Source organism: Candidatus Nitrohelix vancouverensis, assembly GCA_015698305.1.
GTDB lineage: Bacteria > Nitrospinota > Nitrospinia > Nitrospinales > VA-1 > Nitrohelix > Nitrohelix vancouverensis.
The window spans coordinates 1095296-1108910 of the sequence record CP048620.1; the positions used below are offsets into that span (position 1 = coordinate 1095296).

A 13615-nucleotide genomic window follows, 5' to 3' on the forward strand; every position below is an offset into this window, starting at 1 on the left:
AGGGAAATTGGGTCCAAACCAGGGGGCTATATTGAAAATTTTGATGAGAAGCAAGGATTGTCCACTGAAGATATGAGACTTGGAATAAATATTCTAAGTTGTTCTTCGTGGGGTGGGGGGGCAACTTTGGGGGCAACTTAAAAATAGCGATCTGGGTTTGCCATTAAATATAGGCATTTATTAGTATAATTCGGTAGACCCCGCCACCATCTTCGCCGGAGAGGCTGATAAATTCTCTCCGGTTTTCTCACCCCGGTCAGTTCAGCAACCATGGTTTGGAAAGCGCTACATTAATCTACCGATTCTGAATAAAACATCCTTCTGGCCCCGATACTCTTTTCCTGAAATTCTTTTCGTTTATGAAGAGCCTGTCTATATCGTCCGTGTATTTCTATTGACGAGCCTCCCGAATTCAGTAATAAAGCAGGTTCAATACTATTCTGGAGACACAAATTGAAAGCCGCGCTTTCCCCTTTATTTGCTCTTTTACTTTCTGCCGCGTTTCTTCTCACAGGTAATGGATTGCAGGGCATCCTCACTCCTATCCGGGCAAATATGGAGGGGTTTTCAGCGATGGCCATTGGCTTTTTAGGCTCGACTTACTTTTCCGGCACGGTGATCGGTTGTCTGGTGTGTCCGCATATGGTCAAACGGGTGGGGCATATACGTTCATTTGTCGTGCTGGCGGCGACGGCTTCGGCGGCAATACTCATCCAGGCTCTTTTGATTGATCAGGCGGTTTGGGGCGCCCTGCGGATGGTGATGGGCTTTTGTTTTGCCGGTCTCGCCATGGTTATCGAAAGCTGGCTCAATGATAAAACCAATAACAATACGCGCGGTCAGGTTTTATCGATTTACACGACAATAAACTTTACGGTCATTACTGTGGGCCAGCTGATGTTGAATTGGTCTCTGCCCTCCGGGACAACCTTGTTCATAGTGGTTTCCATACTGCTTTCCATTTCTATCCTGCCCGTTGCCCTGACACAGGCGATGGCCCCTCCGCCCCTGCTATCTGTCAAACTTCGGATTCGCTGGTTGTTGAACACTTCGGTCATGGGCTGCGCGGGTTGTTTTTGTGTTGGGCTGGCCAACGGGGCGTTTTGGACGCTGGGACCCGTATTCGCTCTGGAAAGCGGCATGTCTATTCCATCGGTGACCATTTTTATGAGCGTCGCCGTTCTGGGTGGGGCCGTTTCGCAATGGCCTATAGGGAAAATTTCTGACGCCGTGGATCGTCGCAAGGTCATTGGCTTTTGTTGCTTGCTGGCAGGGAGCATGGGGCTGGGCCTGGCCTGGGCGCATGGGCATTCCGTCAGCGCCACCCTGATTCTGGTTTTTATGTTTGGCGTGTTCGCATTTCCGCTTTACTCCTTGAGCGTCGCGCATGCGAATGACTCGGTCGATCGTGAAGATTTTGTGGAAGTCAGTAGCGGCCTGCTTTTGATTTTCGGCATCGGAGCGATCACGGGACCGCTGGTGGCTTCCAAGTTTATTCATCACTTCGGTCAGCCGAGCCTGTTTGTCTACACAGCGCTGATCCATGGTTTAACGGGGGCTTTGGCCTACTATAGGATCACGAAACGGGAACGGGTTCCCGCCGAGGAACGGGAAGATTTTATCCCCGTTTCACAAACATCGCCGGAAGTGAATCTGCTCGACCCGCGTTCAGGCAAACATCCCTAGAACGGCGGAACAATTATTTGAGGGGAAGGACTACTCAGCCGGAAGACCTTGCGCTTCGGCCTCGATCTGTAGCCACGCATCCGCCAGATGCTTCGCCCATGCGGCGGCCGTCTCTGCGGTCCGAATCTGGTCCTGGCGAATTTCGATCATCACGCTGGGCAAGCCGCGTCCCCAGCCATGCAGGGGAATCGTGTAGTCGATAAGGTCCTCGATCTCGTAGGGCTGATTGTCGCCGACCGAGACATCCACACAGCCAGCGAGCGCGCGAAGCATGAGCCTGGCAAGGCGCGGGTCGCCTCCGTAGCACACCCCGACGGGCCAGGGCCGGTGCATGCCATCCAGAACCGGCGTGAAGCTGTGAATGCTGAGCAACAGCGTGTTGCGTCGGGAACGCTCGTCCAGCAGTGTGCTGATGGCACGATGATAGGGTTCAAACAGTTCCCTGCGGCGGCAGGCTCTTTGCTCCGGCCCCAGTCCCCGGTTGCCCGGAATGGAAACGCCCGCGCTTTCTTCATCAATAGATTCCTCGTTGTCCGGCGCGCGGTTGCAGTCGATCACCAGACGCGAATAGCCGCTCAACACCAGCGGCGCATCGAGACGCGCTGAAAGACCGCGGGCCACCTCTGCCGCGCCCGGATCCCAGGCAATATGTTCTTCGAGTTGATTCGGATTAAGACCCAGATTGGCAAGTCGGCGGGGAACGAGTCTGGAAGCGTGATCGCAGATAAGGACCGTATTGCTACGTCCGTTCGCATTGACGACCTCGACCGCAGGCGGCTCTTCAGGGTCCAGCAGGAACGGTGCGGTATCGCCGGAGACTGTCATCTGCAGACGCTTCGGGCGCGGCGACGCGTTTGCATGACTTGTCCTGTCATACGTTTTGCTCCATCACCTCGTCGGCGCGCACCAGAAAGCTTTTGAGCTGATTCTCGCCAAAGGTGTGGCTGATGGAGACATCGGCGGCGTCGCGACCGCGGGCGATCAGCACGCGACCGATGCGCCTCGCATTGTTGCGGGGATCAAAGATGTGCCAGTTCCCCCCAAGATAGACCTCGATCCAGGCCGCAAAATCCATCGTCCCATAAGGCGGCGGAATACCGATGTCGCTCAGGTAGCCCGTGCAGTAACGCGCCGGAATGTTCATGCAACGGCAGAATGCGATGGCAAGATGCGCGTAATCGCGACAAACGCCCGAGCGCTCGTTGTAGGCTTCCGAGGCCGTCCTCGTGAAGCGGGCGTGCTCATAACCAAAAACAATGTGCCGGTTGACGAAATCGCAGATCGCCTGAACGCGACCCCATCCCGGGGGTGAATTCTGGAACAGGTTCCAGGCCGCCTCCGACAGCAGGTCGGTTTCGCAATAGCGGCTTCCCAGAAGGAAGACCAGCGCCTCTTCGGGAAGGTCCTGCACCGGGTGCTGATACGCCTCGGGGGCCATCTCCTCCAGTTCTCCGCTATCGTAGATAAGCGCGTCGGTGGAGATGCGGATGTCGCCCTGCGGGGCAACGATCCGGCTACACCAGTTGCCGAAACTATCGCGATAGCCTTTAATCGAGGTGCGCGGGCTGGTGACAAGGTGGTCGGCAATGATCAGATCGGAGACGCGGGTGTAATGGACGTTCAGGGTCAAAATCATCGGCGTCGGTTTGGGGCAGGTATAGATTATTTCGTATCCGATCCGCATCTGCATATGGGCCTCTTGTTAAATATAAGGTGAAAAAAAATAACGAAGTGGCGGTGGTCAGTCACGACGGGTGATCGTATGAAGGCAGATGAATCCTGTCCCGGTCCGGGCGCCCCAAACAGGCAGGACCCGTCACCCTTTGACTATAGCAGATTTAGAAAGCAGTTATCTTAATTCGTAGGGGTGTTTAGGGAGAAGGCGGGCCGGAGCAATGCGGCGATTCAATTATATTGGACAGTAAATACTATCAGGCGACGGCTTGTTCGACGAGGGCGTCTGCCAATTGACTTTGAATGGTTTGAGCTTCGCTGAGGCGGCTTTTTAGCTGCTCGCAAAGCGCCATGAGCTCATCGACCTTGGCGACAATTGTTCTTTGCGTATCATAATTAGGTAACCAAACTTCAATGTTTTCTACGACCTTTTTTGTTATTTTAGGCATGGATTCTGATGTTCCTGTCATTTGCTGCCACATCTTTTCCCTGCTTGAGGGTGATGCCAAAACTAATGATAAGTATTCTGGCATTACATATTCTTTTGCACGTATTTTCATCATAAGATCCGGGTAAATAAAAGACACAAAGTTATCTTTGATTAACAAGTTACATCCGACATAATCTGAAGAATTGCCTCTTTGAATTAAAATATCCCATTCCCTAAGTCTCAGGTGTGATTCTGGGGCAATTTCTTTGTCAATATATTTTGACTCTGTGAGATCTAAATATCCTTTTGATGTGGCTCCTAATTTTAATACTTTCATGTTTGTTTTGTAGTTCACTACTTTTGGGGACATTCCATTTCGTGGCCCGAATGAAATTAAATTTAAGACCAGTTCTTTTTTTGCGGATACGTCAAAATTTACTAATTTACCTGAAGCAGCTAGTTCTAAAATGATCTTCCTGAAAATAATAATACTGTCTTCGGTGGTGAACAGGGTGTCGAAATGTTCTGCGATTCTGGCCCAGTTCCGGGCGAAGTCTTCGGCGTTCTGACTATCCGTTAAAGTCGCCAGCAGGGTGTTCACTAAAGTCTGGTGCGCGGTGATGTTGTTTTCGGTTTCCTCCTCCAGCTGATCGCAAAGAGCCATGAGCTCTTCCACTTTGGCAACAATGCGATGTTGTTCGGCAAAAGGGGGGAGACCAATAACATAGCCTAGTAATTGCTCTTGTTTAATACCAGCAACAGTTGTGCCGGTTCCTTTTATCTTTAGCGTAGAATATGTATTTAAAAAGAAATCGATATTTATGCAGGATGTCAGTTTGACGGCCTTTAAATCTTGATTGTACGCAATTGGAGTTGCCGCAATTGCAATTTTCCCTAACCCCATTCGAGTGCATATTAGAAGATCGTCTTTATCAGCAAGCCTACTCCCATTTTTCAAACCGGTCTCTGTAATTTTATCCTGAGTACTAGAAATATATCTTTCCTTACCCAAATCCTTCACACTTGCCCAAGAGATATTGCCATCCCAATAAGTGGTGTTACTTTTACTCGGTGTCCCTCCACTGAATATTGAATTAAATAAATCATTAAATCGCACCCACTCCCAACCTTTCGGAAGTTCAAAGGGTTTTTCTTTATCACTAATTGGTGGCAGTTGTTTTTGTTTTTTGATTTTTCCTTCTTTAATGAGGCGCGCTTTTTCGGCGGCGATTTTTTTCAGCAAGACGGAGGCGGGTTCGTCCTTGGGGTCTTGCGGGACGAGTTTGCCGCGCACGGCGAGTTCAAGAATCAATTCGCGGAGTTTTTTAATGCCGTACAGGTTGATCTTTTTGCTGGAGCCTCGACCGGCGGATGATTTTTTTTCGATCGACGCGGTCCAGATATCCAGATGATTTGTGATCAGCTTTTGAATTCCGGGCATCAGTTTTTCCTGTTCAAGGCTTCGGACAAGATGTCTTTCAATTGATCGCGCAGGTTCTGGATTGTTTTTTGCTGGCTTTGGTAGGCGGTCAGTAGTTTTTCCGGATTGTGTTGGACTTGCTCGCCGATATGCGGGTTTTTGATGTCGAGGTTGTAATTGCGCTCGATGATTTCTTCCAAGCTGACTTTCCAGGCTTGTTCGTTTTCCACCCTTGCTGAAAAGCCGTCTTCCTCTTTGCCCCACCAGTCGATCTCGGTTTGAAATTCTTCGAAGCGCATGGGTCTGGTTTTGTTGTAGCTGGTCACGCCTTCGGGGTAGGGGTGTTCGTAAAACCAGACCTGTTCCGTCGGTTGCCCTTTGGTGAAAAACAGAATATTTGTTTTGATTCCAGTGTAGGGATTGAAGACGCCATTGGGCAGGCGCACGAGGGTGTGCAGGTTGCATTCTTTGAGTAATGCCTCTTTCAGGCGCGTCTTCATGCCTTCGCCAAACAGAAAGCCGTCTGGCAGTACGATGGCGGCCCGGCCTTCTTTTTTGAGTAATTTGACGACCAGCGCCATGAACAGGTCGGCGGTTTCCCGGGTGCGCAGGTTGGCGGGAAAGTTGTTTTCGATGCCGTCTTCTTCCATACCGCCAAAGGGCGGGTTGGTGACGATGACGTCGACGCGGTCTTTCTCGCCGTAGTCTTTGTAGGGGCGGCTCAGTGTGTTGTCGTGCTGGATATTGCTTGGCGTGTCGATGCCGTGCAAAATCATATTGGTGACGCACAGCATATGCGGCAGGGATTTCTTTTCGACGCCGCGTATGGATTTTTGCAGGGTTTCGGCGTCGCTTGCGGAGTGAACGTATTTTTCGCGTTTATGGTCTATCGTGCAGGTGAGAAAACCGCCGGTGCCGCAGGCCGGGTCGAGCACGGTTTCGTTTAATTTGGGGTCAACGCGATTGACGATGAACTGGGTGATGGCGCGGGGCGTGTAGAATTCGCCTGCGTTGCCTGCGCTTTGCAGGTCTTTGAGGATTTGCTCGTAGATGCTTCCGAAGGTGTGGCGGTCTGTCGTGTTGTTGAAATTGATCTGGCAGATTTTGTTGATGACCTGACGCATCAATGTGCCGGACTTCATGTAGTTGTAGGTGTCTTCAAAAACGCCGCGTATGACCTGGGCGCGTTTGCCTGCAGGCCCCTGAATGGGTAGTTTTTCTTTCAGGGCCGGGAATAATTGCAGGTTCACAAAATCTGACAACTCTTCGCCGGTCATGCCTTCGGGGTCTGCCGCCCAGGACCGCCAGCGCAGATGATTGGGAAGCGGGGACTTGAAATCATCCTCGGTGAGTTCCAGTTCTGTTTCCCTATCGTCTAGAATTTTAAGAAAGAACATCCAGACCAGTTGGCTGATGCGCTGGGCGTCGCCATCGACGCCGACGTCTTTGCGCATGATGTCCTGAATGGATTTGATGACTCCTGAAACATTACTCATTGCGTGTTGCCTTGGTTGTACAGTTGGCGTTCTAGCTCTTCGATAGCGGCTTCGTAGTTTTCTTTGCCGCCAAAAATATTGTTTATGATTTCAACAGTAGTTCCGAAACTGGTGAAGGGTTTCAACTGAAGAACCTTTGCGTTTTCTATCGTTCCGATGCCTTCATCGGCATATTTGTCCAATAGCGCGTTCAGGACAGACCTTGCCTGCTCGCCATATTGCGTGAAGTAATTGCGTTTTTTTACGTTCTCCGCGCGCTCTCTTCGGGTGAGCGGGGGTTGATCATAGGCGATATGGCAGATGAGGTCAAAGTCTCCATAATCTTTGCCGACATCTGCGGCGAGATTATCCAGAACAATTCCGTATTCTTCCAACTCATCAATAATCGCTTGTTTTTTTTTCGCGCTGTTCCAACGCTGAATGAAATCATCCAGAGATTCGAACTCCGATTGAATTTGCTTGCGACTGAAATCCTTGTAGGATTCCGTAATCAATTTTCCGTCGGGCCCGATGTATTCGACGCGTTCAGCGATGATTTTTGCCGGAACGCCGCTCACGTGAATCTTCTTTACGCCTTCTTCGCCGTCGTCATCGTCGCCATCATCCTCTTCATCTGGAGAGGGGTCCGGCGGGACGGGATCATCGTCTTCCCCTTCCGGTGTGTAAATGACGACGGGGTCGCCGTCGAAATCGGGGTCGCGAAATAGTTCCGTCGCCCTTTTAAAATCCATGATCGTGAAAAAGTATTTATTGTTCTCTTCGTCCACTCGGGTTCCGCGTCCGATGATCTGCTTGAAGATGGCCATGGACGAGATGGTTTTGTCCAACACGATGAGCTTGCAGGTTTTTGCATCGACGCCGGTCGTTAACAGTTCGGAGGTGGTGGCGATAACGGGGAATCTGCTTTCCGGGTCTATAAAGTTATCAAGCTGGGCTTTGCCTTCTGCGCTGTCGCCGGTGATACGCATAACATATGTGGGATTGTCTATGGCTATTTGTCCCGCCGCATTGACAATGGCCTGACGCATGCGCTCTGCGTGATCGATGTCTTCACAAAAAATGATCGTTTTGGCAAAGGGGTCCGTAGCGTTCAATAGTTGCATGACGCGTTTCGCGACCAGCTTGGTGCGCTGATTGAGCACGAGGATACGATCCATATCCGCCTGATTGAATGTGCGCCACTCAATTTCATTCCCCAGATCGTCGACCATGCCTTCGGGAGGGGTCCAGCCGTGAATGTCCTTGTCTATATTGATGCGGACGACTTTATAGGGGGCGAGAAAGCCGTCTTCGATGCCCTGCTTGAGGCTGTAAGTATAGACCGCTTCGCCAAAATAACTGGTGCTGGAAACGTATTTTGTTTCTTTGGGAGTGGCGGTCAGTCCCACATGCACCGCGCCTGAAAAATAATCCAGAATTTCGCGCCACGCGGAATCATCTGCGGCGCTTCCACGATGACATTCGTCGATGACGATAAGGTCAAAAAAATCGGGCGAGACATTTTTGAATATTTTATCCGCCTCATCCGGGCCGGTGAGGGCTTGGTAGAGACCCAGTTGGATTTCATAGGCCGGGTCGATTTTTCTATTTTTAATTTTTGCCATCACCGAGCCAAAGGGTTTGAAGTCGTTCACTAGAGTCTGGTCCGCGAGGATGTTGCGATCGACCAGAAACAAGATGCGTTTGACCGCTTTAGCTTTCCATAGTCGCCAGATAATTTGAAAGGTTGTGTAGGTTTTTCCAGTGCCAGTCGCCATGACCAGTAAGACGCGCTTATGACCTTTTGCAACCGCTTCGATGGTGCGGTTGATCGCTTCGACTTGATAATAGCGGGCTTCCTTGCCCGAAACGTCTACATAATAGGGTTGGACAACAAGCGCTTCTTCACTTTCAGTGATGTTGCGGAATGATTTGTAGCGTTTCCACAAGATTTCCGGGCTTGGGAAAGCGTCAAGGGGGAACTGCGTTTCAATGTCTTCTCCAGCCTCGGGTTTTTTATTGTGCGAAGCGAAAGCATCTCCATTGGAACTGAAAGCGCTGGGAACCTTCAGGATATCCGCGTATCCAAGAGCCTGTTGCATGCCATGGCTCACCGTGTGATTGTTGTCTTTTGCTTCGACAACCGCTATGGGGACATTGGGTTCCCACGAAAGCACGTAATCGGCAAATTTCTTCTTTTTCTTATTGCGGGACGACATATTGCCCCGAACTACAATGGGTCCTGGAGTTAAAGTCACTTCGCGCCTGATCTGCTTCATTTGGTCCCAGCCCGCATTTTTGATTGCCGGAGTGATGAAAAGATCGCAAATATCACTTTCGCTAAGTTTTTTTTTGTCTTTGCTTTCCATTTCCAACCCGATGTAGATCAACCGCTTTGCAGTTTATACTCTTAGATAATCCGCGACTATAATACAGGAAAATATCCAAATAAGGAATTTCCCGGCGCTCGGTCTGCATTCGGCGCGTTGTTCATTTATTTGCGGGGGTGGAATTATTAATTAGGCGCGGGTGGGGTTTTGTGTTATATTATATTTTCTTATGACAGGTTGTTCAGTTGAAGCATAATTCTTTCTAGTATCTCGCCTTGAGTAGATCTATTTAAACGCTCGGGCCCATCCGGCCCAGAATCGTTTTGTTCTTCCTCCAAGTGGTACACTAAAAGTTCTAGCATCCACCCAACCAATTAAAATCAGGGAAAACTGTGCCAGATTGGCTGGCGGGTGTTCCCATATATTTGCAGGAGTATTTATTATGTCTAATGGAACAGTAAAATGGTTTAACGAGAGTAAAGGTTATGGCTTCATCGAATCTGAAAATGGCACGGACCTCTTTGTGCATTTTTCCGAAATTCAAAGCGACGGCTTCAAGACCCTCATCGAAGGTCAAGCGGTCGAGTTCGAAGAGGGTATGGGCCAGAAAGGTCCTCAAGCCACTCGAGTATCAGCCAAATAAGGACGGCATCATCAGGAAGAGTTTCTATCCTGGTCCATTCGTTTTAATTTGATGCGCAAGGGCTCGGCCATCTGGACGAGCCCTTTTCTTTTGCCCTGCAAAATCCGCTCTCATCTCATTCAATAACAAGGCCTCGGTTAACGTTTCTCAAGCCAGGGCGGGGGAATCCTTCGCTCGTTTGAGGCGCCCTGTCAGGCCGTATTCAAATATATATTCATGCTTTCTTCGTCGCTCTCTCATATCAAACTCAACTGGCTTGGCAATATCCGTAGCGACTTGCTCGCGGGCATGGTGGTCGCGCTGGCCCTCATCCCTGAAGCGATTGCTTTCTCCATCATCGCGGGCGTGGACCCGAAGGTGGGCTTGTACGCTTCTTTTTGTATTGCGATCGTCATCTCTTTTATCGGCGCGCGGTCTGGCATGATCTCTGCCGCAACGGGGGCCATGGCGCTTGTCATGGTTCTGCTGGTGAAGGCGCATGGCCTGGAATATCTGCTGGCCGCTACGATTCTGACGGGGATTTTGCAAATCGTCGCCGGGTTTTTCCAGTTGGGAACTCTCATTCGTTTTGTGTCGCGTTCGGTCGTGACGGGCTTTGTGAACGCTCTGGCGATTCTGATCTTCATGGCGCAACTTCCCGAGTTCAAAGGCGCGGGCATTCAAATGTATGGCATGGTCGGGCTGGGTCTGGCGATCATCTACATTCTGCCGCGATTTACCCGGGCGGTACCTTCGGCCTTGGTCAGCATCATCGCGGTGACGCTGATCAGTATTTATTTCGGGATGGATCTAAGAACGGTCGGGGATATGGGTGAACTTCCATCGACCTTGCCGATTTTTCTCTTGCCCGACATTCCGCTCAATCTGGAAACTTTGAAAATTATTTTTCCCTATTCGCTGACGCTCATGGCGGTCGGCCTGCTGGAATCCCTGATGACGGCGACGATTGTCGATGACATGACCGATTCTTCGAGCAACAAGAACCGCGAATGCATGGGGCAGGGCGTCGCGAATATCGTGTCGGGATTTTTTGGCGGCATGGCGGGTTGCGCGATGATCGGGCAATCGGTCATCAATATCAAGTCCGGCGGACGCGGTCGTTTGTCGACTCTTTTTGCGGGGCTGTTCCTCTTGTTCCTGCTTCTGGCGGTTGGGGACTGGGTGCGCCAGATTCCCATGGCCGCGCTGGTCGCCGTCATGATCATGGTTTCGATCGGCACCTTCAACTGGGCGTCTTTCAGGAACCTGAGAACCCATCCCAAAACATCCAGTCTGGTCATGCTGACCACGGTCGCCGTGGTCGTCACCACGCACGATCTGGCGATGGGCGTATTCGTCGGCGTATTGACCAGCGCGCTGTTCTTCGCCCGCAGAGTATCGCTTCTGTTGAAGATCGACTCTGAGCTGTCCGAGGATGCGCAAGAACGTTGCTACAAGGTTTACGGTCAGGTCTTTTTTGCTTCAGCCGGAATGTTTGCGGAATCTTTCGATTTCAAAGACGCCGCTCCGCAAGTCATCATTGATGTCAGCGCGGCGCATTTCTGGGACCTCTCCGCCGTCGGCGCTTTGGACAATGTTGTCCTGAAGTTCCGACGCAATGGAACAGACGTTCGACTGCTGGGCTTGAACCAGGCCAGCGCGACGATTGTGGATCGGCTGGGCGTGTACGACAAACCCAACGCGCTGGAGTTGTTGCCAAAACATTAAGCGCGCCCGCCCGAGCGCCAATGGCGCCGATGATTTAAAAATTAGAAAAATTGTTCAGACGCGCATAGCCGCTGAACCCGGCGCTCCATCTCCGGGTTCGGCGGCTTTTTTTGTGGCGCCACACGCCCCGTCATCGCCAAGCGTCGTGCAAAAGCTCTAGATCTTTGATGCGATGGGTTCAACGTTCGTATTAATTATTCTCTTCTTTCATTAGTTCTTCAGCTTCCCAGTCCTTATAGCTCTTGTTTGTACCCTCAACTTTCCATTTAGAGGGTCCATTGGTATTCCTTCCGTTGACAATCGCTGCCGCGGCGCTGGGACTGTTAAAAGCATAGCTTTGAGTAAAGACTCTGTTTTCACCATTAATCGCTAAAATTCCCCTCTTAATCAGTTCCTCATGCAGATTATGGTAACTAGAACCCTTGTTGTTCAAATTGCTCCATTCCATTTTTGCTTTTGAACCCTCTTCGACGATAAAGCGACTGTCTTGAATGGTTGCCCTTGCCGTCAATCCATGTTTTGGCGTACTCATTGTGAAAATAATAGGTTTATCACTGTTATTGGGCGCCTCTTCAAAGCGCTCGGTGGATTTGGTATTTAGAATAAAAAAATCAAATTTTAATGCGGGAAGAACGAGAAAAATATTTTCTAAAAAATCTTTCATATGCGCTTCTGAGGATTCACTAAGTGGAGAAGTCGTGGGATTGGTGGAATTTTCCAGTGCAATTTTATTGGATAGTTTTGCTCTCTCTACAAGAAGACTTTCTAAATAGCGTATATGGGCTTTGTTTAATTGTTCGCCGCTAGAGGTAATCAGGATAGCCGTAGACCACCAGTCTTTTTTAGAATCATGAGTTTTGATGCGCTTGCCAATATCATCACTTTCACCAATGTATAATAATGGCTCACCCTCCTGTTCGCCCAAAAGCAGATAAACGCCCGGCCTGCTAGCCTCTTTGCGCATGAGAGCGTCTTTTAGTTGTGTCCTGTTTGTTACAAGAACATGACCCGTCCATTGAAAAGGGATCGTTGCGGTCAGCATTCCATTGGGATCTCCATCAACTAAAAACAGTTCAATCGAGCGTCCTTTCTGCTTGGCCATATTGATTTCCTCTATTTCATTTTATGATTAACTATTTAGCGTTGATTTGTTCTAAAAAACTATGGAGGTTTCTCCCTTCTTAGGCTGGCTCCCATGACCTTTATTGCAAAAGGTGAAAATATTATAAAATATCCTTATAGGAAAAGCCGAATGAATTGCTTGTTTTAGCGAATGTGTCTCGATGATCCAGTTCATTTTCTATCGTGATGGGGATATGGTATAAATAGGGTATATCATTAATACATTTCAAACGGATCGTAGGGGTTTTGCCAGGTGAGAGCTATGGAAAATTCTTGCAGGTTGCTGGGGACGCTGGATTCAAAAATCGTCGGCGTGCGTTATTATCGCGGCGGGCTGGACGAGGGCGAGCGGGTTCAGTTCAAGCGCGATCCGCTGAACGTGCATGACGCGAACGCGATCGAGGTTCTGAATTTCTGCGATGAGATGGTCGGGCATGTTCCCAGGGAGCATGCGGCCTTTCTCGCGCCTTTGCTGGATCGGGTCCGCATCGTCTTGAGCGGTCTGGTGGAGGCGGCGGATTCGGACTGGTTCATTCCTCTGCAAATCACAGTGTCTTTGACGCACAAGGGCGAAGCGATTCTGCTTCCTCCTAATGCAAACGATTCGGCGTGCGCGGCGCATCGTCGCGCGCTGGAACTGTTTCGGGAATGGGGCGGCGTGAGCGAACGTCGTCGTTTTGAAATCCTTGCCGAGTGCGAGGCTTTGTCGGGCAAGGGGCCGGAGACGGATCTGCTGATTTGCCTGATGGGCGGCGAGCCGGGGAACGATGCGGCGGCGCTGTCTGAGGAGTTTGGCGAATTCAGCGGCGCGGACGCGGAGCTACTGGCGGAACTGACGCGGGCTGAGCCGGGGCCGGACGAGGAAACGCCGGATGAACGCGAGGAACAGATCGGCGCCTTCGCCTTGAAGATCGACCGGGCGGAGCGGGAAGTGCGGCTGGCGGAGAAGCTGGAGTTCATCATGAAGTACGGCGATTTCGAGCATCGCCTGATCTTGCGCGGCACCATCGACGAACTGGTCGATGAGATCCTCAGCAAAAATATCTGAGAGCGGCGGTTTTTTTACAACGTTCATAAGTCCGGCGTTCCTCTTCATTTCGTGCTAACGTATCCATAGCTAATGGAGTC

General features: G+C 50.5%; 10 protein-coding genes. 4 read left to right on the forward strand and 6 right to left on the reverse strand.

Annotation, left to right across the window (positions count from 1 at the left end; translation table 11 throughout):
* Positions 1–453 precede the first annotated feature (453 nt).
* Complete coding sequence (locus G3M78_05250; GenBank protein QPJ64823.1) at positions 454–1686, forward strand: MFS transporter; 1233 nt, start codon at positions 454–456, stop codon at positions 1684–1686.
* Between the two features lie 30 nt (positions 1687–1716).
* Here G3M78_05250 and G3M78_05255 read toward each other — a convergent pair whose 3' ends face one another.
* The 5 genes from G3M78_05255 to G3M78_05275 form a co-directional block, all read right to left on the reverse strand.
* A complete protein-coding gene (locus G3M78_05255; GenBank protein QPJ64824.1) occupies positions 1717–2511 on the reverse strand; it encodes an N-formylglutamate amidohydrolase in 795 nt (264 codons plus the stop codon).
* A 46-nt stretch (positions 2512–2557) separates the two neighbouring features.
* Positions 2558–3376 carry a transglutaminase family protein gene (locus tag G3M78_05260; GenBank protein QPJ64825.1) on the reverse strand — a complete coding sequence of 273 codons (819 nt, stop codon included), beginning with the start codon at positions 3374–3376 and terminating at the stop codon, positions 2558–2560.
* Between the two features lie 241 nt (positions 3377–3617).
* Positions 3618–5231, reverse strand: coding sequence for a restriction endonuclease subunit S (locus G3M78_05265; protein QPJ64826.1), 1614 nt, complete (start codon positions 5229–5231; stop codon positions 3618–3620).
* Entirely contained in the window at positions 5231–6706 is a 1476-nt protein-coding gene (locus G3M78_05270) for an N-6 DNA methylase (GenBank protein ID QPJ64827.1), read from the reverse strand. The genes G3M78_05265 and G3M78_05270 overlap by 1 nt, the downstream gene beginning before the upstream one ends.
* On the reverse strand, positions 6703–9054 hold the full coding sequence (locus G3M78_05275) for a DEAD/DEAH box helicase family protein (GenBank protein QPJ64828.1): 2352 nt from the start codon (positions 9052–9054) through the stop codon (positions 6703–6705). The genes G3M78_05270 and G3M78_05275 overlap by 4 nt, the downstream gene beginning before the upstream one ends.
* A 403-nt stretch (positions 9055–9457) precedes the next feature.
* On the opposite strand from G3M78_05275, the gene G3M78_05280 reads away from it, so the two are divergent.
* Together G3M78_05280 and G3M78_05285 are read left to right on the forward strand one after the other, a co-directional pair.
* Positions 9458–9658 (forward strand): cold-shock protein, encoded by a 201-nt coding sequence (locus tag G3M78_05280; GenBank protein ID QPJ64829.1) that lies wholly within the window; start codon positions 9458–9460, stop codon positions 9656–9658.
* 216 nt (positions 9659–9874) lie between these two features.
* Positions 9875–11365: a SulP family inorganic anion transporter gene (locus tag G3M78_05285; protein QPJ64830.1), complete on the forward strand. Its 1491-nt coding sequence runs from the start codon at positions 9875–9877 to the stop codon at positions 11363–11365.
* Between the two features lie 190 nt (positions 11366–11555).
* Here G3M78_05285 and G3M78_05290 read toward each other — a convergent pair whose 3' ends face one another.
* Positions 11556–12467, reverse strand: coding sequence for a GIY-YIG nuclease family protein (locus tag G3M78_05290; GenBank protein QPJ64831.1), 912 nt, complete (start codon positions 12465–12467; stop codon positions 11556–11558).
* 282 nt (positions 12468–12749) lie between these two features.
* Here G3M78_05290 and G3M78_05295 point away from each other — a divergent pair, with 282 nt between their 5' ends.
* Positions 12750–13535, forward strand: a complete 786-nt coding sequence (locus G3M78_05295; protein QPJ64832.1) for a hypothetical protein — start codon at positions 12750–12752, stop codon at positions 13533–13535.
* Positions 13536–13615: the final 80 nt, after the last annotated feature.

What these genes read in the sequence shown, in the direction of transcription:
- G3M78_05255 (QPJ64824.1), bottom strand. Translation starts at nt 2,511, where the DNA reads ATGACAGTCTCCGGCGATACCGCACCGTTCCTGCTGGACCCTGAAGAG.
- G3M78_05260 (QPJ64825.1), bottom strand. Translation starts at nt 3,376, where the DNA reads ATGCAGATGCGGATCGGATACGAAATAATCTATACCTGCCCCAAACCG.
- G3M78_05265 (QPJ64826.1), bottom strand. Translation starts at nt 5,231, where the DNA reads ATGCCCGGAATTCAAAAGCTGATCACAAATCATCTGGATATCTGGACC.
- G3M78_05270 (QPJ64827.1), bottom strand. Translation starts at nt 6,706, where the DNA reads ATGAGTAATGTTTCAGGAGTCATCAAATCCATTCAGGACATCATGCGC.
- G3M78_05275 (QPJ64828.1), bottom strand. Translation starts at nt 9,054, where the DNA reads ATGGAAAGCAAAGACAAAAAAAAACTTAGCGAAAGTGATATTTGCGAT.
- G3M78_05280 (QPJ64829.1), top strand. Translation starts at nt 9,458, where the DNA reads ATGTCTAATGGAACAGTAAAATGGTTTAACGAGAGTAAAGGTTATGGC.
- G3M78_05285 (QPJ64830.1), top strand. Translation starts at nt 9,875, where the DNA reads ATGCTTTCTTCGTCGCTCTCTCATATCAAACTCAACTGGCTTGGCAAT.
- G3M78_05290 (QPJ64831.1), bottom strand. Translation starts at nt 12,467, where the DNA reads ATGGCCAAGCAGAAAGGACGCTCGATTGAACTGTTTTTAGTTGATGGA.
- G3M78_05295 (QPJ64832.1), top strand. Translation starts at nt 12,750, where the DNA reads ATGGAAAATTCTTGCAGGTTGCTGGGGACGCTGGATTCAAAAATCGTC.